Genomic DNA, 17,526 nt, shown 5'->3' on the forward strand with positions numbered 1-17,526 from the left:
CCGTAAATTCGATTTTTTTTCATTATTAGTTCATCTATTATTTCCTGAATGATTCCAAACTTTCTTCCACGGATGCCACGGGCAGTTATCTGCGCGCTGGCTGTTTGCGCTGGCTTTAGCTACTCTGCTCAAGCCCAGAAGCCCGTCCCGCTGCCCGGCTCGCTGCGTCAGGCAGCGACGCAGCCGCAGGTAGCGGCGCTGGCTATCACCGCCCAGCGCACCGACGCTGGCTCGCGCCTGAGCGGCGATTTGCAGCGCCTCTATCAAGTCGGACTGGCCAATCGCAGTCTGGCCGCCAGCGCGGCAAGCCAGACCTTTCCGCAGCTGCGCTTTGGAAAGAGCGGCACCTCGGTACTGGTGCGCATCATGGCCCAGAATGTAACGGCGCTGCTGCCAAGCCTGCTCAGCAAGGGGTTTGTAACGCTAGCCTCTTTTCCCAATCTGCACTTTGTGGAAGGCCTGCTGCCCGTGAGCCAGCTGGCACCCGGCAGCCAGGGCATCGCGGCGCTTTCGGCCCAGGGGCTGCTGGGTGTAATTCCCAGCTACCGACCCCTGCTGCGCGTAGGGGCCACTACCAGCCAGGGTGATGTTACGATGGAAGCAGCCCGCACCCGTGCGCTGCAGCCGCGCAACCTCGACGGCAAGGGCGTGCGGGTAGGAGTTATCAGCGACTCGTTTAATTCGCTCAACGGGGCCGCTACTGACATTGCCACCGGCGACCTGCCCGCCACCGGCGTGCAGGTGCTGCTCGACGACGGCACCACCGACGAAGGCCGCGCCATGTGCCAGATTGTGCACGACCTGGCCCCGGCTCGCCGCTGGCGTTCAGTACGGCTAATGTGAGTGAAGGAGACTTTGCCAACCAGATTATCCGGCTGGCCGACCCGGCCCTGGGCAACTGCCAGGTGATAGTAGATGATGTAGGCTACTTCAACGAGCCGTTTTTTCAGGATGGCGTTATCGCGCAGGCTATTACGCAGGTAGTAAGTCAGCGGAGCGTCAGCTACTTCTCGTCGGCGGGCAACAATGCCAACAACAGCTATGAGAATACGGCCCCTGTTTTCATCAACGATGCCAAAGGAGTAGGCAAGCTGAATTTCTCCACTACCAGCACTCCCGATACCACCCAGCGCTTCGTAGTGATGAACGGCAACGACCTGCAGCTGCCGCTGCAATGGTCGGACCCGTTTTATACCGCTAACGGCGTTAAAACCGACCTGGATGTTTTCCTGATTTCGGCTAAAGGCGTTGTAGTGGCCAGCTCGACCGACAACAATATCCAGCTGGAATATCCGGCCGAATATATTGGTTTTCATAACGACACCACCCAAACTCATACCACGGCGTTTGACCTCGTAATTCGTCGTCGGGCAGGCACGGCCAATCCGACGCGCATCAAATATGTAAACGAGCTGAACGGCCTCTCCCCACCGTGGTAGGTCCCACCGAATGGCAAACCAACAGCGGCACCATTGTCGGGCACACGGCGGCGGCGGCGGCCATATCGGTAGCGGCTGTGCGCTACGACAACCCCCGCGCGCCCGAAAGCTTTACGTCGAAAGGAACACCAACCTTCCTGTTTGCGCCCGACGGCACACCCCTTATTACCCCCGAAGTGCGCCAAAAGCCCAACCTGGCGGCTATTGATGGCGTCAACACCTCCTCGTTTGGGACCAGTGCCAACGACTACGAAGGCGATGGCTTCCCCAATTTTTTCGGCACTTCGGCGGCAGCCCCGCACGCGGCAGCCGTGGCCGCGCTGCTGCGGCAGTCGGAGCCCACGCTAACGCCGGCCCAGGTGTACACCCGGATGGCCACAACGGCCCGCCTGATTGGCGCCACGACCACCGACCCGCTCACGGGGCCAGGCCTGGTTGATGCCTTTACGGCGATTTATGGGCCCGTTGCGGCTACTACGCCGCCGGCGGTAGAAGACATGGAAAAAGGCGCACTGCCTACCAGCTGGACTGTGAACAGCACGCGGGCGGGCCGGGTGCAGGTAGTCACGACCCTCAACCCGGCCTCCGGCGTTCACCATTTGCTGCTCGATTCGTACCCCGGCATTAGCAACCGCGCCCTGAATGAGGCAGTATGGTATTTCAACGGTGTAACGGCCAGCAATGCGCTGCTGACTTTTAGAGAGCGTAAGCTGGCTGCCGAAACCGACGAGCTAATGCCGACGCAGTTTACCGGCTCCAGCAGTTCCGACGGCGTGGCGCTGAGCGTAGATGGCGGCACTACCTGGTACCGGGTATTTGACCTCACCGGCACCAACGCAACTACCACTTACCAGACCAAATCGGTAAACCTGACGCAGCTGGCCACTACACTGGGCGTTACGCTGGGCAATGATGTGCGCCTGAAGTTTCAGCAGTACGGAGCGGGCGCCGCCACGGGCAGCAACACCACTTCCCAGGCCGGGCGGGTATTCGACGACATCGCCGTTACGGGCCTGAGCCCCGCGCCGGTGGCGCTTTATCATTCCAGCCAGCCTACTATCGGCTGCCCGGGCCTGACGGTGCAGTATGCTGACTCTTCGCTGTTTAAGCCCACTACCTACGCCTGGACTTTTGCCGGTGGCACGCCGGCCGCTTCCACCTTGCCCAACCCAGCAGTAGTTTACAACACGCCCGGCCACTACCCGGTGGTGCTGAGCGTAAGCAATGCCAACGGGACGGTAGCCCGCACCGACACGGGCTATGTGTTTATCTACGGCCGCGCCCCGCAGGCCACCGTCACGACCACCAATGCCAGCATTTGTGCCGGCGGCAGCGTTACGTTCAGCAGCACGGCCGCCTACTGTCCCGGTACCTATAGCTGGAGCTTTCCGGGCGGCACGCCCGCCACTTCGACTGCTGCCAGCCCCGGCACAGTAGCCTACGCCACGGCGGGCAACTACACGGCTACGCTCACCGTGAGCAATGCGTATGGCAGCACTACCACCACTATTCTGGTGGCGGTGGGTGGCCGCCTCCTGCCGCTGGCCGAAACGTTCGACAATACGCCCAATACCCAGACGCTACCGCCGGGCTGGTCCATCGTTAACCCCGACCACGGCGTGACCTGGACGCTGGCCGACAATATTATCGGGCGCAACAACCAGCCGACCCGCGCCCTGCGGGCGCCGTTCTGGTTCGACTCGAATGTGGGTGAGCACGATGCCGTGTACTCGCCGGCCCTGAGCCTGACTGGCGCCAGCCCTACCCTGCTCTTCGATGTGGCTTACGGCAAAGTGAGCAACCAGCAGCTCGACTCGCTGAGCGTGCAGATTGCGGATGCCTGCTCCGGAGCCATTCTGGGTAAGCCATACGCCAAAGGCGCGGCGGGGACACTGCCTACTACGTCGCCCAAAGACCAGACTATCTTCCTGCCCGCTTCGGGGGCCGACTGGCGGCAGGAGCGCGTCGACCTGACTCCCTACGCTGGTAAGTCGGTGGTTATCCGCTTTGTGGGGCGCAACGGCTACGGCCAGTACCTCTACCTCGATAATGTACTGGTTGGCAATAATCTACTCAGCCTGACTTCGGCGGCCAGCGTCGTAGGCCTCGAAGCCTGGCCCAACCCCACGCCCCAGGGCGGTACGCTTACCGTACGCCTGCCCGCCTTTACCGGCAGCGTAGGCCTGCGCCTGGTCGATGACCTGGGCCGCGTAGTGTGGCAGGAGCAGGTGCAGCAAAGCGGAGCCGTACTCGAGCGCACCCTGCGCCCTGGCCTAGCACCGGGCCTTTACAACCTGCTGTACACTCCGGCTGGCGGCACCCCGGCCGCGCGGCGCCTCGTGTTTGAGTAGCAGGCTGGCTCAACCGCTTTTGGCAAGGGCCGGGCAGTAGCCCGGCCCTTTGCTTTTGGCCCCGGCCGCACGTCGGCGGGCAAAATCACCGTGCTGACCGAGTAACTTCCCCTAGCCGGCCAGAAGCCCGCCCGAAAGCTGGCAGGGGCTGGTAACTTGCGGAGAATAACCGACCTGTCTTTTGTAGCACTTCTTATTTTTCAGACTTCACATTGATTTTATATTATATAAGAAAAATAATATGTTTCGCCTTACTGCTGGCGGGCCTGCTGCCAGGACTGAGCTATGCGGCCCCGGCACCGCGGGCATTCGTGCGGCATTTTGGTCCCGCAGAAGGCTTGAGCCAGCCATTTATCTACTGCCTGCTGCAAGACCGGCAAGGCTACCTCTGGCTGGGCACCGCAGAGGGCCTGGTGCGCTACGATGGCAGCCGCTTTGTTACGCTCACCACCCGCGATGGCCTGGCCGAGAACTTCGTAACGGGCCTTTGGGAAGACCCGGCCAGTGGCGCCCTCTGGGTGCTGCACCACGAGGGCAGCCGGTCGGTGCGGCTGGCGGGCGACGCTTTTCGCGCTGCGCCTACCACCACGCGGGGCGGCCCGGCGGGCCGCGTGGGGTCGCCTGCTCCCGATACTGCCCGCCTGGGGCGTATCGACGCCGCTTCCACCTGCCCCTTCCTGCCGATGTGGTACCCACCTGCCTGCTCGAAGACCGTGAAGGCAATGCCTGGCTGGGCACCGCCGGCCAAGGCCTATGGCAGCACGCCGACCGCTTTTTGAGCCTATGGCCTAAGCCAGCCGGCGCACCGGGCCACGACCTGCTGCTCAGCAGCCTGCCTGATGCAGACCGGCAACAGCAGGTATGGGGCACCAGCAATGGCACTTTGTACTATCAGCTACCCGCTTTAGGTAAAGCTACTCATCCGCTGGCTCCGGCGCGCCCCCCTACTGGCGAAGCGGCTACCGTGCTGCTGGCGCGCCCCGCCGCCTTGGGGGGGGCTTTTGGGTAGGTACTGCTACGGCGGGGGTTTATGTCGAGGCGGCGCCCGGCCGGCCGTGGCAGCCGGTGCGCGGCCTTTCCCAAGGTCTGGGCTCGGCCATAACGGCGCTGGCTTACACTCCCGGTACGGGGCTGTGGGTGGGCACGGCCGCCGACGGAGTATATAATTTGCCCACTATTTCAAGCCCCAACGCAACTTCGGCAGCTCAGCATTTTACCACAGCCAATGGCTTGCTGCACAACAGCATTTACGCGCTGTTGGCCGACCATACCGGCCGCGTATGGGTGGCCACGCACAATACCGGCCTGGCTGTGTGGGAACCGGCACAACGACACTTTTTGTATCATAAGCTGAACAGTGTGGGCCTGGATGCCAGTGCTCTGGCCGAAGACGCCAACGGGACTGTCTGGGTCGGCACCGAAGGCCAGGGGCTGTTCTTTAAACCCACCAGTGGCTCGTGGCAACAGCTAACGGCCGCCACCAAAGCCCTACCCAGCGATTACCTCACGGCTCTGCTGCCGCTGCCGGCACCGCTGGCGGGCTCGCTGCTGCTGGTGCACCCGCAGGGCCTGAGCCTGCTCGGCCCTGGGCATACGGCCGCCATTACGCTGGCCGCAGCCGATAATGAGCTCGTTCGGGCTATGCTGCCGAGCACTGCGCTCACCGCCGGCCCGGCCCCGGTGGCCTGGCTCGCTACCCAGGCCGGCATCCTGCGCCTCGACCTCGACCAGCTGGCAGGCTCAACGCCGGGTCGCCTCTCCACGCCACCGGTAGTACTAACCGGGGCCGAGGTAGATGGCGAAGCACACGCGCCAACCACACTTGGCCAGCTGGCGGCGGGGCAGCACCGCGTCAGCTTCGTGTTTCAGGGGCTCAGTTTGGCCCCCGGTGGCGCGGCGGCACTCCGCTATCGCTACCGCCTGCGCGGCCTGTCCGACGAATGGAGCCGCACGAGCGGGGCCGGCGAGGCCCAGTTTGTCGGGCTCGGCCCCGGCCGCTACGAATTGCAGGCGCAGGTGCGCCGGGCCATACCCGGCAGCTCCTGGAGCCCGGCCGCCCGCAGCGTGTTCACTGTTGCCACCCCCTGGTGGCAGCGGGCTACCACACTGGCTTTGGGCGCGTTGGCTCTGCTGGCAGTGCTCATTGCCGTGGTACGCACCCGCGAAGGCGTGCTGCGTCGCCAGAAGCTTCAGCTCGAAAAAACCGTGCAGCACCGCACCAGTGAGCTACGCCAGAAGAACCACGATATCGAGCACATAAATGGCGAGCTACTCGTAGCCCGTGACGCGGCTGAAGCATCGCGCCGGGCCAAGGCGCAGTTTCTGGCCAACATGAGCCACGAAATCCGCACCCCGATGAACGCAGTCATCGGCCTCACCAACTTATTGCAGCAAACGTCGCTCAATCCTGAGCAAGGCGAATACCTGACGGCCATTCACTCGTCGTCGCAGAATCTGCTGGTTATTCTCAACGACATCCTCGATTCGTCGAAGATGGAGGCCGGTAAGCTTACGCTGGAGCAGATAGCGTTCCGGCTCCCCGAGGCGGTACGCGGACTTAGCACGCTCTTTCGCTACGCGGCCGACAGCAAGGGGCTGGATTTTAATACATTCGTTTCAGAAGATATACCTGCTGCCGTGGTTGGCGACCCCGTGCGCTTGCAGCAGGTACTCGTCAACCTGGTGAGCAACGCGTTGAAATTTACCCGGCGCGGGGCGTGACCGTACGGGTAACACTGGCGCCCGGCCCGGCCCCCGACCTGGCCCACGCAGCCCTAAGGTTTGAAGTGGAAGACACTGGCATCGGCATTGCAGCCAATAAGCTGACGGCCATTTTTGATGATTTTTCGCAGGCGAATGCCAGCACTACCCGCGAGTTTGGCGGCACGGGCCTGGGGCTCAGCATTGCCCGCAACCTGGTACAGCTGCACGGCGGCGAGTTGGGCGTGCGTAGCCAGGAAGGAAGCGGCTCAGTGTTTTATTTTGAGTTGACTTACCCCATCGCTGACCCCGCCCAAACCCGGCCGGGCGCGGTAGCAGGGCCGCTGCCCGCCTTCGAGCCCGCGCTGCGCGTGCTAGTGGCCGAAGACAACCAGCTCAACCAGCTGGTAGCACGCAAAACACTGGAAAACTGGAATGTACAGGTAGTTATCGCCGAAAATGGCCGCCTGGCCGTGGAGCGCGTGCTAACGGCTACCGAGCCCTTCGACGCCGTGTTTATGGATATTCAGATGCCGGAGCTCGATGGCTACGCCGCCGCCCGGGCCCTGCGTCAGCATTGCCCCGACGCCACCAGGCTGCCCATTATTGGCCTCACGGCCTCGGTACTGCCCGAAGACCGTAGCCTGGCATTGGCGGCCGGCATGAACGACCTGCTGGCCAAGCCTTTTGAGCCGGCCGTGCTCTACGCCCGGCTGGCACATTTTACGGGGCGGCTGGCCGGAGTTTCTTCGCCCGAGGCAGCGCCAGCGGCCACTCTGCCGCCCAGCGCGCCCCCTGCCCTGCACCCCAACTGGCAGCAGCTGGAGGAGCTGGCAGGCGGTAATGCCAGCTTTATCAGTCAGATTGTGAATACTTTCTTGACCGAGGCACCGGCCCTTGAGCAGCTACTGGCTGCTGCCTGCCCCACGACCCCACCGCCGTGGCCACCCTGGCGCACAAGCTTAAAGGCCAGGTGGCTTACTTTGGCGTGCCCGGCCTGCACGCGCAGCTCGATGAGCTGGAGCGCAGCGCCCGGACTCCCGGCTATCCTTTCTGCGAGCCCTTGCTGCAAACTGTGCGGCAGCAGCTCGGCCAATTATACCCCCAGCTTCAGCAAAGAGCCTAATTTGCGGAATGACAGCCAAATAATAAAGTAAACCAGAGCTCTTTACGCTCATTATCGCCCGGACCCCGGAGCCAGTCCCTACTTTTGCCCGACCTATCTACCTGCTTTCCCGCTGCCCTATGTCCTTTTCTTCTCCCGAAGTTGATGGCCTCACCCCGGCTCCGCTGCGTTGTCTCATTGTTGACGATGACCCTTTGTCAGTCCAGATAGTGCAGAACTGCATTGCCAATACGCCTTTCTTAGAAGCGTCCGGAGCGTGCAGCAGTGCCATTGAAGCCGCCGAGATTCTTCGTACGCAGGCTTTCGACGTATTATTTCTGGACATTGAGATGCCTCTGATGTCGGGCCTCGACCTACTCCGCTCGCTGCCGGAGGCCCCGCAGGTGGTACTCATTACCAGTAGCCAGTCGTATGCCGTGCAGGCCTTCGAATTTGCCGTAGCCGATTATCTGCTTAAGCCGTTGAGCTATCCGCGCTTTCTGCAGGCAGCCCAAAAGGTACTCGAAACCATTACTGCCCAGCGAACAGCGGCCGACCCCGATACGCAGGCGCAGCCCATAGGCTCCAACCCCGAATTCACTTTTGTAAAGGTTGATAATAAGCTCGTTCGGGTCGATTTCGCCGACATTTACTATGTTGAAGCCCTAGGTGACTACGTGCACCTGGTTACTACCCGTAGCAAGCTTATTGTCTATAGTACCATGCGGGCCATTGAAGAGAAGTTTCCGCCCCAGCACTTTGTGCGGGTGCATCGCTCCTTCATCATCAATATCGACTATGTGCAGGCGCTGGAAGACAACTCCCTGCTGATTAAAGAGAAATATATTCCGGTGGGCCAAACGTACATGCGCGGCCTGCTTCAACGCCTCAACAAGCTGTAGGGCTGCGCAGCCCGCCGGCGCTATTTTTCACGCTAACTCCCACTTTTCAGTGCCTTTTACTGCTTCCTTTTCGCCTGTTTTTGTTTGGCTGCGGGGTACCCTGGCAGCAGTGGCGCTGGCGGGTACGCCAGCTGTGGTGGCCGCTCAGGCTACCGGTGCCGACTCCACTGCCACCCAGGCGGCCAGCTGCGGCCCGCTGCAGCCCGTCGAGCTATGCGTCGATTTCGACGCCAGCCGCTCGGTAGACCCCGGCGCCGGCCCCTTGAGTACCGATGGAACATGGGCGATGGTACTACACTCACGGGCCTGACCATCACGCACTGCTATGCCACTCGGGCCCGCTACCGGGTGGTGCTCGATGTAGTGGTGCCGGCCACCGGCGAAGTACGCCGCGCCGAAAAAACCTTCGACGTGGACTTGCTGCGTAAGCCGGTACTCAATTTTAGCGTGGGCCCCACGCTTCGGGTACGAGCCGGGCAGCCGGTAGCATTCGATGCGCTGGACTCGGTATTGCCCGACTGCCAATCGGTAGTAGTCATCTGGGATTTTCGCGATGGCTTTACCCAGCAGGGGCGGCGCGTCGAGCACAGCTTCCGCAAGCCCGGGCGCTTTCCGGTGCGCATGAGCCTGCGCGGCTACGGCCCCGGAGCCTGCGCCGCCAGCAACTGCGTCAGCCAGGAAGTTATCGTGGAGCCTTAGGCAGCAGCGCAAAGGCTACTGCGGGGTGCCCTGGCTCAGAATGCCCAATACCAGCTGCCACAAATCCTCGTACGGAACAATCTCGATTTCGGCATCGGCCTCGCCTACCAGGGGGCTTTTTTCAGAGCTGCCAGCAAGGGCTTACTGCGCTGCCCCAGCACTTCGGGGTCGAAGTCGGCTTCGGGCAGCAGCAGCAGCAGCCGCAGAAAGGTGCGGCTCCGCAGCGTAGCCGCATCACGCAGGTGCCGCTGCTGGTACTTGCGCAGGCGCTCAAGCCGTGAGAGCACTGGCTCCAGGAGGCGCTGCCGCAGGAAGTGTAGCAGCTGAAATACCAGAATGGCCACGTTGTGGCCGCGCTTATCGCGGCTGTACTCGGGCACGGTCAGGGCCGCAAACACGGCCAGCTGGTTGCGGCGACGCACCGGCAGCTTTTCAAGTGGCTGGATAAACTCGGTGTAAGCCTCCAGCAACTCCCAGCGCTGCAAAGCCGCGGGCCGCAGCTTGGTAAAAGAAGGATTTTTGTGCGCCAGATGCAGCAGTTGCAGCGCCTGCTCATACTCGCCCGCATGCAGGGCCAGCAGCAGATAATGCTCGTAGAAATAAAACCAGTTGCTGGAAGTAGGGTGCATCTCCTGGGCAAAGGCCTCCGCCAGCTTCAGGCCAGCCGCCGCCTGCCGGGTGCGCAGGTAGGCATACACCATCATAAACTGATTGAAGCGCTGGTCGAAGCGCCGGGCATTGAGCTTACCCTGCTGCAGGAGCCGGGTAGCCATTGTGGTATACTGCACAATGTCCTCGTAGCGCCCGGTCAGCTCTGCGTTGCCTATACGTATCCGATACAGCGCCAAAAACGTAATAAAGGTTTTGCCCTGCTTGTGCAGCTCTTCGGCCCTGGCCAGGTATGCCGGCATCTTCAGCAAAATTGCCCGTCGCTTGGCTACGGCCCGCGCCATGCCCAGCCGAACAGACAACGAAAGCTCCTCTGCTTCCTGCTCGTAGCGAATGACTTCCCGCAGCTTGGCCAGGGTTTTACTTAGGGCATCGTACTTATAGGGAAGGTTTTGCTCGGCATATATAGTCAGGAGCCGCTGGCCGGCCTGCTCGGCATAGCCCATAAACTCGCCTTGCAGGGCCATTCGCATGCAACGACGTAACAGCCGCTCACTCAGGCTATACTCTCCTTCTAAACATAAAATCGTTACCTTGTGTAACAAGTCCAGGCATTCTACCTCGTAGCGGCGCGATACCACAAAGCGCGGGTCGGAATGGTCCAGAAAGTATAGGTGATTGAGTAGCTTGTCCTGCACCCGCGCCCGCAGCTGGCGCATAGCAGCCTGATTATTAATCGAGTTTGCCCCATAAAGCGATTTGGTTAGCTGTATGGTGGTCATTTCCGGATTGGCTATTACTTCCTGCATCAGCCGCTCTTCTTTACCCATGCGGGAGGCATCCAGGTCAAGTAGAGGCCGCTGATTTGACCGGCGCAATGTCACAATTCGCGCCAAATTCGCAATCTCTTTCATCGAAAAACTTATTCCAAATTAATTAAAAGCACTTTTGCCTCCTGCCTGCCCGGCTAAAAGGGGTTTAAAAAACTCAGCAAACTGTCCTTTTAAATACCGCGTCTTTTTTCAAGCTTTGTATCTTGGAATAGCATGCGCAATTTACACGATAAGATGTCACAACTTCGTTTTTTTTCGCAAGCACCGATTCCATAAATTCTCCGCCCCCAAACCAGCTAACCCATAAAAGAAGCGGTACCTATAAATAAAATTCAATAAATTATAAGAATAATCATTGTCACAGCAGAAAGGCTAATGTCCTTTTAAGTGCCTGCCAAGGAAAGGAGCTTTGTATCAACAATTCACCGCAAATCTTTCCTAGCCATGTTGGAGCTCATTACTTTCGCCCTGTTGCAACTCGCTACCTTGTCTAGCCCGCCCGCCACCAACAACATTGGCAGCAGCGGCTGGGGCGGTAGCGACATCGTAGCTCCTACTCAGACTACAACTAGCGTCGGCGGCAACTAAGGCAGCAGCGTTGTCTGGTAGCAGTAGAAGTTAATTTAAGGTCTAGCCTGCTAACTTGCCAATGGCATTTGTAATGCCATTGCAAAATGAAATACTTCTGGCTTGGTGGATTTCTGCTATTTCTGACCTGGGCTTGCTCGTCACCTACTACCCGGCAAGAGTCCGCTTCTACTCCGATTCGCATTCGCTGGGCCTACGACGCGGAAACGCTGGACCCTATGGCGCTTCCCAATCAGAACGCCATCGATGTTGCCACTCTGTTGCATGCGAGCCTGCTGCAAATAGATTATAAATACAATAGATACGCGCCAGCCCTGGCCCAGTCGCTGCCGCAGATAACGCTTGTTGGAGATTCGCTTACCTCCTTGGATTATTATTTGCGGCCGGCCGCTACCTGGGACAACGGGCAACCCGTGCTAGCTACCGATGTTGACTTTACGCTTAAATTAATGCAATGCCCAGGGCTGCCCAACGAGGGAGCCCGCTCGCAATTCAGCTTTATTCGAAAAATTCAGCTTGACCCTGCCGATGCGCGCCACTTTACGGTAGTGTGTCGCGGCCAGGCTACCGAGCTGGCCACTACTTCCGGCGACTACCCTATCTTGCCCGAAGCAGTACTTGATCCGGCGCATACCTTACGAGCCATTTCACTGGCCGCGCTGCAAGACTGGCCCGAGTCGCGCCCTCCGGCGCCGGCGGTGGCCGCCCTCGTACAACGGTATCAGCAAGCCGACCTGGCTCGCCATCCCGAGCGGCTGCCTGGCTGCGGAGCGTATAAGCTGGCGGCGTGGGAAACCGGGCGGCACCTGTTGCTGCAACGCAAGGCCCACTGGTGGGCCGATGCACTACGCCCGGCCTCGCCGGTACTTCAGGCTCGCCCCCAACAGCTGGATTTTGTTGTTATTCCCGATGATGCCGTCGCTACGCTGGCGCTACGTCGCCACGAGCTGGAAGTATATTCGCCGGTACCGGCCCGCTTTTTTCAGCGCTTACAGGCTTCCGCAGCGGCCCAGCGCGAATTATTTTTTTACAGCAGCCCATCCTACGATATGGTAACGGCTGGGTTTAACACGCGGCGCGCTCCCCTGTCCGATAAGCGCACTCGCCAGGCCCTCAGCCGGTTGTTTGACCCTGTTGCGCTGCTCAAGGCCACCCAGCTGGGGCAAGGCCTTACTACGGTAGGCTTGCTGCCACCCACCAGCCCTTACTATAACGACAGCCTGCCGCCCCTGACCTATGCCCCGCCCGGGCCGTGGCACTGCTGCAGCAGGCGGGCTGGCGGCGGCAGCCCGATGGCACCTGGCGGCACCCGTCTTTAGCCAGTCCGCTCACCTTGCGGCTACGCTATCGCACCGACGAAACGACGTTTGCGACGGCCGCTTTGCAGTTTCAGGCGGCGGCCGCGCAGCTCGGCATTCCTATCGTGCTGGTTCCTACCGAAACCTCAGTACTTGTGAGCGCGTTGCGCACCGGCGATTTTGATATGTATATCCGCCTGGTAAGGGCAGTCCGCTTGGCTTCAACTTTATGCCCGTTCTGCATACCAATGCTATCGGCAACGGCAATTTTACCGGTTTCGGCACCCCCGCTACCGACGGGCTGCTCGCGGGTATTGCTGTCGAAGGGAATGAGCGGCGCAAACGCCTGATGCTCCGCAAGCTGCAAGCCGTAGTTCGGGAAGAGATGCCGCTGGTACCGTTGTTTTTCTTGCCTATCCGCCTGGTTACCAGCCGTCGCCTGCTGCCAGTAGCCACGTCGGGGCTTAAGCCGGGCTATGTGCCTGCCGCGCTGGCCTGGGCCACCACCGACAGCCTGCGGGCACCCACTAACTAACGATGGGCTGGTGGCTGCTCACCCGCCTCGGACGCGCTGCGCTGGCTGCCTGGGGCATTGCTTCTTTAGTGTTTGTACTAAGCCGCCAGCTGCCAACCGGCCCCGAGCTGGCGACCCTGGAAGAGGCTGGTAACTTAAGCCGCCCGGCCGCAGCCATGAGCGCCGCGGCAGCTCCGGCAGCCGCCCGGCAGCTGCGCCACCGCCTCGGGCTCGACGAGCCGGCTTTTTATATTACCCGCTCGGCTGCGAGGCCCGGCGGCTGGCACTGGCACGGGGCCCATAACCAATACCACCAGTGGGTAATGCTGCTGCTGCACGGCAACCTGGGCCAGTCGTACCGCGATGGGCAGCCCGTAGCCAGCCTGTTACGCCAGGCCCTGGGGTATAGTCTGCCACTGGCGGCCGGCGCAGCTACCCTGGCCACCGCCCTGGCGCTAGGGCTGGCGCTCTATCTGGCCCGCGCTTCGGGAGGAAAGGTGCGCGCCCTCATCCGGGCTGGGCTGGCTGGCTTACAGGTGATGCCGCTGTTTCTGCTGGCGCTGGCGCTGCTACTGCTGCTGGCCAACCCGGATGTGCTGGACTTGTTTCCGGCTACCGGTCGCATTTCGGATACGACTGCGGGTAGTGCCGGGCAGCTCATAGGCTATTGGGCAGCCCGCTCAGCACTCCCGCTGCTGAGCCTGATACTGGCCGTAGTGCCCAGCCTGACGCTACCGCTGGAAGCCGCGCTGCGCCACGAGGCGCGGATGGCCTACGCTACGACGGCCCGCGCCAAGGGCCTGGGTGTCGGGCAGGTATTACGGCGTCATGCCCTGCCCAATGCCGTGCTGCCACTGCTCACCACGCTCACCGACCTGCTGCCAGCCCTGGTAGCCGGCACGGTAGTAGTCGAGGTCGTGTTTTCCCTGCCGGGCAGCGGCCGCCTGCTGGCAGAAGCAGCGGCCGCCCACGACTATCCGGTGGTAGTGGCAGGCGTGCTGCTTACGGCAGCAGCCCGCCTGCTTGGGCTAATACTAGCAGATATTCTCTATTTTACCATAGACCCACGCCTCCGGCCCACTGCATGACGCCCGCTGGTTTACTGAAGCGCCCTGGCTATTGGCTCGCCCTGTGCTGGCTGGGAATAGTAGCTGCTACCGGGCTGCTTAGCTCCTGGCTGCGCCTGCCCTATCTCAGCACGGCTCCCGACCTGCTGCACATGGCAGCACCTCCCAGCCCGCTTCACTACTTCGGCACCGATGTGCTGGGGCGCGATGTGCTCGCGGGCCTGGTAGCGGGGCCCAGCGGCTCGTGAAACTCAGTCTGCCGGCCGTAGCGCTGGCTACTGCCTTCGGCGCGGTAGCGGGGGGGCAGCCGGCTTCTGGGGCAATACCCGCCTGCGCCTGCCACTGGGTGCGCTTGGGCTGCCGGCGGCGCTGGCCTGGTGGCTGCTGCAACTGCCCGGCTGCGGGTATTTTACCGTTTCTATACTGTCTATCAGTGGCCTATATGAGACTATCATATTCCGCCGGCAGCAGGCGTTGCAAATCAGGCCGCTCACCTTTGCCCTGCCGCTCGACAGCCTGCTGCTAGGAATAGCTACTATGCTGGGAGCCTTGCCCCGACTGGTGCTGCTTATAGCCCTGGCGGCCGGGCCGCCCCTCAGGCCGGTACAGCTGCTTGCGCTGCTGGTGCTTATTGCGTGGCCCGAGCCCGCTCGCGTGGTGCGGGCCGAAATGCTGCGCGTGCGCGTGCAGCCCTTTATCGAAGCGGCCTGGGCCAGCGGGCTGGGACCGGGCCGCATCTGGTGGCACCACGCCCTTCCGGCAGCCTGCCAGCCCCTGCGCACCCTGGCTCCCCTGAGCCTGGCTGGCCTGATAAGGCTGGAAACTGCCTTAGCTTTTCTGGGTATTGGGCAGGCCTCCAATGCAGTTGGCTGGGGCACCCTGCTGGCTACCGTGCGCCAAGACCCCAGCGCCTGGTGGGTAGCGCTGGCGCCTGGCGTTGCCCTGCTGGCCACTTTGCTGGCCCTACAAAAGGTAGCGGCCAGCAAATAACCCCCGATTCTACCCTCGGCTGGCTGGCTAATCGACTCATCGGGTGGGTCTCAATTGTCACAAAAGCGAGTGTTTTCAGCAAGCGAGTAATTGCATACGCAGGGCCAATACGACAATCAGCAGGGGCAATTACAGAAAAATACATTAAAAATGTAATTTTTTTATATTTTTAATGTATTTTTTTACTAAAAAACACTGATTTTATATGTCACAAAATTTACGACTATGTCCTTTCGAGAGCAGTAAGCCGCCCTTAATCTTGTACCCTATTTACTTCCCAAAGCTACGCTACGTCTTTTATAGTGGACTTATTCAGTGGTCATTACATGAAATCTCCTTCTTCATCGCGGCAAGATTCTGCTTATACCGGCTCATCACCTGCTACTTACTCTGCCCTGGCCGCCGGCCGCGATTTCACGACGCTGGATGGTCGGCTTGTGCCCCGCGTTTTGGGCGAGGCAGCCCTACGCCAACACACTGCTATGCTCATTGGAGGCTTACTTATCGGGGAGTGGCCGGAGCACCTTTAGGCCTAATCACCTAACCGTCAAGCCATCATCTCATTTTTTTAGCATCTGCTTTGTATGAGCTGCCCAATGACCCTCGCTGGTACGGGAAGCTCGAGTTAGTCCACTATCCAGGTCCTTTTATTCAAATCCACTTATTTTAGAAGCGGAAGGCTTATAGCTGAAAAGCCCGTCGGCAATGCTGGCGGGCTTTTTATTTGCCTGACGTTGGGGTTTAGCAGTCAGCCCAGCTTATTCCGCTGCACGGTCCAGCTGGCGGGCTACCAGAGCCAATCCTTCAGCAAAAGAGTGAGGGTGGTAGCCCAGCTCACGCACTGCCTTATCGATGCGGAAGCCCGTACGGGCCGGCCGCCGGCCGGGCTGCGTAAAAGTACTGGCGTCCACCTTTTCCAGCAAATTCTTATCAAGCTTATAGAAATCGGCTATTTGCGTGGCCATTTCAAACGGCGTCAGCAGCTCGTAGCCACTTAAATGGTAGATACCTTGTGCCGATTGCCGGGCCAGCAGCCAGCAACCCTGAGCGAGGTCCTCGGCTAGCGTAGGCGTGCGCCACTGGTCGCTTACAACCTTAATAGCCTGGCCTTTACGCAAAGAGTCGCGTACCCAGAGCACAATATTGCTGCGGCTACCAGCCGTGAGGGTACCATATACCAGCACGGTGCGCGCAATGGCCCAGCGCAGCCCGGCCGTAGCCTGCACCAACTGCTCGGCAGCCAGCTTACTCGCTCCATAGTGGCTGAGCGGCCCGGGCACGGCACTCTCGTCCAGCATGCTTTGCTGGCCGTTGAATATAAAGTCGGTGCTGAGGTGAGTGAAGTGAATATTAAGCTTGGCGCAGATAGCAGCCAGGTGGACCACGGCCGTCACATTCTGCGTCCAGCAGGCTTGCTGGTTTAGCTCACAGTCATCGACCTGCGTCATGGCGGCAGTATGAATAACGTGCGTGGGACGCTCCTCCGTCATAACCTGCTTCACCTGAGCAGCATCAATCACATCGAGCGTGCGAAAGCGCAAGGCCGGGTAATGCGCGGCCAGGCGGTTGGCACCGCGCGCGGTAGCCAGCAGCTCTATGGTTGGCTCCTGGTGAAGGAGCGCCACGAGCTTCTGGCCGAGCAAGCCATTAGAGCCAGTGAGTAGCAGCTTCATGAGCGGGTAGGCAAAGGATAGTATGCAGGTGGGTGTTCAAATAGCCGTTGCGCCACGCTTACCCCAAGAGGCGCAGTTCAAAAAAGCTAATAGCTGTACCCGTACAGCTCCGTAATTTTCTTTTTCTTCAGCTTTTCTACCTTCATCGTCATCTTCAGGTCGGTAAGCGGGCGGTCGCGGGCATCTTTGGGCAGGGCCGCGATTTTATCAATTACTTCCTGACCTTTGATGACCTGGCCAAATACCGTGTATTGGCCATCAAGAAAATGGGTGCCTTCATGCTTTTCGACCAAGTAAAACTGACTTGAGCTGCTAGCGCGCTGCGGGTTGGCAAAGTCGCCCTGGCGGGCGGCGGCTACGGCACCATAGTCGTGCTTGTGGCCGGCAGCCAGCTCAGCCGGAATAGTCGGCTCGTTGGGCGGCCCCAGGCCATCATTGGTGGGGTCGGCATCTTTCGAGTTGGGGTCGCCGCCCTGCACCATAAAATTGGGAATGACGCGGTGAAAGGTGGTGCCGTTATAAAAGCCATCGCTGGCTTTTTTCAGAAAATTAGCCCGGTGCAAAGGCGTATCATTGAATAAGATAAGACGGATATCGCCCAGGCTGGTGGTGATGGTTACCACTTCATCCTTCTTGCTGAGCCGGGGCCGCTTGGCAGCCAGCACCGGCAGCTCCAGCAGCAGGAGCCCCAACACAATAGCTCTGGGCCAACAGTGAGTAGCTTCATAGGGATGAAAAACGCTGTAAAATATATGAAA

At 60.3% G+C, this 17,526-nt stretch carries 20 protein-coding genes and 1 pseudogene; 18 read left to right on the forward strand and 3 right to left on the reverse strand.

Features of this window, described 5'->3' with window-relative positions; genetic code table 11:
• Positions 1-72 precede the first annotated feature (72 nt).
• The 11 genes and pseudogenes from GKZ67_RS14770 to GKZ67_RS14815 all read left to right on the forward strand — a co-directional run bounded on the left by GKZ67_RS14770 (position 73) and on the right by GKZ67_RS14815 (position 9,196).
• Positions 73-843 (forward strand): hypothetical protein, encoded by a 771-nt coding sequence (locus GKZ67_RS14770; RefSeq protein WP_173243722.1) that lies wholly within the window; start codon positions 73-75, stop codon positions 841-843.
• Positions 840-1,439 carry a hypothetical protein gene (locus tag GKZ67_RS14775; RefSeq protein ID WP_173243725.1) on the forward strand — a complete coding sequence of 200 codons (600 nt, stop codon included), beginning with the start codon at positions 840-842 and terminating at the stop codon, positions 1,437-1,439. Before GKZ67_RS14770 ends, GKZ67_RS14775 begins: the two co-directional genes overlap by 4 nt.
• The gene (locus GKZ67_RS14780) at positions 1,433-3,790 is read left to right on the forward strand and encodes a PKD domain-containing protein (protein ID WP_173243728.1); all 2,358 of its coding nucleotides are present in this window, start codon (positions 1,433-1,435) and stop codon (positions 3,788-3,790) included. Before GKZ67_RS14775 ends, GKZ67_RS14780 begins: the two co-directional genes overlap by 7 nt.
• A 338-nt stretch (positions 3,791-4,128) precedes the next feature.
• Complete coding sequence (locus tag GKZ67_RS14785; protein ID WP_173243731.1) at positions 4,129-4,569, forward strand: two-component regulator propeller domain-containing protein; 441 nt, start codon at positions 4,129-4,131, stop codon at positions 4,567-4,569.
• Positions 4,566-4,799, forward strand: a complete 234-nt coding sequence (locus tag GKZ67_RS14790) for a hypothetical protein (protein WP_173243734.1) — start codon at positions 4,566-4,568, stop codon at positions 4,797-4,799. Before GKZ67_RS14785 ends, GKZ67_RS14790 begins: the two co-directional genes overlap by 4 nt.
• Before the next feature lie 56 nt (positions 4,800-4,855).
• Positions 4,856-6,511: a histidine kinase dimerization/phospho-acceptor domain-containing protein gene (locus tag GKZ67_RS14795; protein WP_173243736.1), complete on the forward strand. Its 1,656-nt coding sequence runs from the start codon at positions 4,856-4,858 to the stop codon at positions 6,509-6,511.
• Positions 6,508-7,146, forward strand: a pseudogene (locus tag GKZ67_RS25240) (ATP-binding protein); the annotation flags it as partial. The gene GKZ67_RS14795 and the pseudogene GKZ67_RS25240, both read left to right, overlap by 4 nt.
• A 332-nt stretch (positions 7,147-7,478) precedes the next feature.
• A complete protein-coding gene (locus tag GKZ67_RS25245; RefSeq protein ID WP_410505077.1) occupies positions 7,479-7,616 on the forward strand; it encodes a hypothetical protein in 138 nt (45 codons plus the stop codon).
• 119 nt (positions 7,617-7,735) lie between these two features.
• Positions 7,736-8,497, forward strand: a complete 762-nt coding sequence (locus GKZ67_RS14805) for a LytR/AlgR family response regulator transcription factor (protein ID WP_173243742.1) — start codon at positions 7,736-7,738, stop codon at positions 8,495-8,497.
• A 49-nt stretch (positions 8,498-8,546) separates the two neighbouring features.
• Positions 8,547-8,807 (forward strand): hypothetical protein, encoded by a 261-nt coding sequence (locus GKZ67_RS14810; RefSeq protein WP_173243745.1) that lies wholly within the window; start codon positions 8,547-8,549, stop codon positions 8,805-8,807.
• Positions 8,777-9,196, forward strand: a complete 420-nt coding sequence (locus tag GKZ67_RS14815; protein WP_173243748.1) for a PKD domain-containing protein — start codon at positions 8,777-8,779, stop codon at positions 9,194-9,196. Before GKZ67_RS14810 ends, GKZ67_RS14815 begins: the two co-directional genes overlap by 31 nt.
• A 104-nt stretch (positions 9,197-9,300) precedes the next feature.
• On the opposite strand, the gene GKZ67_RS14820 is transcribed toward GKZ67_RS14815, so the two are convergent.
• Complete coding sequence (locus GKZ67_RS14820) at positions 9,301-10,635, reverse strand: hypothetical protein (RefSeq protein ID WP_173243751.1); 1,335 nt, start codon at positions 10,633-10,635, stop codon at positions 9,301-9,303.
• Positions 10,636-11,082: 447 nt separating this feature from the next.
• Here GKZ67_RS14820 and GKZ67_RS14825 point away from each other — a divergent pair, with 447 nt between their 5' ends.
• The 7 genes from GKZ67_RS14825 to GKZ67_RS14855 all read left to right on the forward strand — a co-directional run bounded on the left by GKZ67_RS14825 (position 11,083) and on the right by GKZ67_RS14855 (position 15,625).
• Entirely contained in the window at positions 11,083-11,226 is a 144-nt protein-coding gene (locus tag GKZ67_RS14825; protein ID WP_173243754.1) for a hypothetical protein, read from the forward strand.
• Positions 11,227-11,444: 218 nt separating this feature from the next.
• Entirely contained in the window at positions 11,445-12,545 is a 1,101-nt protein-coding gene (locus tag GKZ67_RS14830) for an ABC transporter substrate-binding protein (RefSeq protein WP_173243756.1), read from the forward strand.
• A 208-nt stretch (positions 12,546-12,753) separates the two neighbouring features.
• The gene (locus GKZ67_RS14835; protein WP_173243759.1) at positions 12,754-13,059 is read left to right on the forward strand and encodes a hypothetical protein; all 306 of its coding nucleotides are present in this window, start codon (positions 12,754-12,756) and stop codon (positions 13,057-13,059) included.
• 2 nt (positions 13,060-13,061) lie between these two features.
• A complete protein-coding gene (locus GKZ67_RS14840; protein ID WP_173243761.1) occupies positions 13,062-14,126 on the forward strand; it encodes an ABC transporter permease in 1,065 nt (354 codons plus the stop codon).
• Complete coding sequence (locus tag GKZ67_RS14845) at positions 14,123-14,353, forward strand: hypothetical protein (protein ID WP_173243764.1); 231 nt, start codon at positions 14,123-14,125, stop codon at positions 14,351-14,353. Before GKZ67_RS14840 ends, GKZ67_RS14845 begins: the two co-directional genes overlap by 4 nt.
• Positions 14,354-14,579: 226 nt before the next feature.
• On the forward strand, positions 14,580-15,095 hold the full coding sequence (locus GKZ67_RS14850; protein ID WP_173243767.1) for an ABC transporter permease subunit: 516 nt from the start codon (positions 14,580-14,582) through the stop codon (positions 15,093-15,095).
• 326 nt (positions 15,096-15,421) lie between these two features.
• Positions 15,422-15,625 carry a hypothetical protein gene (locus GKZ67_RS14855; protein ID WP_173243770.1) on the forward strand — a complete coding sequence of 68 codons (204 nt, stop codon included), beginning with the start codon at positions 15,422-15,424 and terminating at the stop codon, positions 15,623-15,625.
• 228 nt (positions 15,626-15,853) lie between these two features.
• Here GKZ67_RS14855 and GKZ67_RS14860 read toward each other — a convergent pair whose 3' ends face one another.
• Both GKZ67_RS14860 and GKZ67_RS14865 read right to left on the reverse strand, forming a co-directional pair.
• The gene (locus tag GKZ67_RS14860) at positions 15,854-16,768 is read right to left on the reverse strand and encodes an SDR family oxidoreductase (RefSeq protein ID WP_173243773.1); all 915 of its coding nucleotides are present in this window, start codon (positions 16,766-16,768) and stop codon (positions 15,854-15,856) included.
• Positions 16,769-16,854: 86 nt separating this feature from the next.
• Positions 16,855-17,463 carry a peptidylprolyl isomerase gene (locus GKZ67_RS14865; RefSeq protein ID WP_317172152.1) on the reverse strand — a complete coding sequence of 203 codons (609 nt, stop codon included), beginning with the start codon at positions 17,461-17,463 and terminating at the stop codon, positions 16,855-16,857.
• Positions 17,464-17,526 lie beyond the last annotated feature (63 nt).

The organism is Hymenobacter sp. BRD67 (assembly GCF_013256425.1).
Classification (GTDB): Bacteria; Bacteroidota; Bacteroidia; order Cytophagales; family Hymenobacteraceae; genus Hymenobacter.

What these genes read in the sequence shown, in the direction of transcription:
- GKZ67_RS14770 (WP_173243722.1), top strand. Translation starts at nt 73, where the DNA reads ATGCCACGGGCAGTTATCTGCGCGCTGGCTGTTTGCGCTGGCTTTAGC.
- GKZ67_RS14805 (WP_173243742.1), top strand. Translation starts at nt 7,736, where the DNA reads ATGTCCTTTTCTTCTCCCGAAGTTGATGGCCTCACCCCGGCTCCGCTG.
- GKZ67_RS14815 (WP_173243748.1), top strand. Translation starts at nt 8,777, where the DNA reads ATGGGCGATGGTACTACACTCACGGGCCTGACCATCACGCACTGCTAT.
- GKZ67_RS14820 (WP_173243751.1), bottom strand. Translation starts at nt 10,635, where the DNA reads ATGGGTAAAGAAGAGCGGCTGATGCAGGAAGTAATAGCCAATCCGGAA.
- GKZ67_RS14825 (WP_173243754.1), top strand. Translation starts at nt 11,083, where the DNA reads ATGTTGGAGCTCATTACTTTCGCCCTGTTGCAACTCGCTACCTTGTCT.
- GKZ67_RS14830 (WP_173243756.1), top strand. Translation starts at nt 11,445, where the DNA reads ATGGCGCTTCCCAATCAGAACGCCATCGATGTTGCCACTCTGTTGCAT.
- GKZ67_RS14835 (WP_173243759.1), top strand. Translation starts at nt 12,754, where the DNA reads ATGCCCGTTCTGCATACCAATGCTATCGGCAACGGCAATTTTACCGGT.
- GKZ67_RS14840 (WP_173243761.1), top strand. Translation starts at nt 13,062, where the DNA reads ATGGGCTGGTGGCTGCTCACCCGCCTCGGACGCGCTGCGCTGGCTGCC.
- GKZ67_RS14845 (WP_173243764.1), top strand. Translation starts at nt 14,123, where the DNA reads ATGACGCCCGCTGGTTTACTGAAGCGCCCTGGCTATTGGCTCGCCCTG.
- GKZ67_RS14855 (WP_173243770.1), top strand. Translation starts at nt 15,422, where the DNA reads ATGAAATCTCCTTCTTCATCGCGGCAAGATTCTGCTTATACCGGCTCA.
- GKZ67_RS14860 (WP_173243773.1), bottom strand. Translation starts at nt 16,768, where the DNA reads ATGAAGCTGCTACTCACTGGCTCTAATGGCTTGCTCGGCCAGAAGCTC.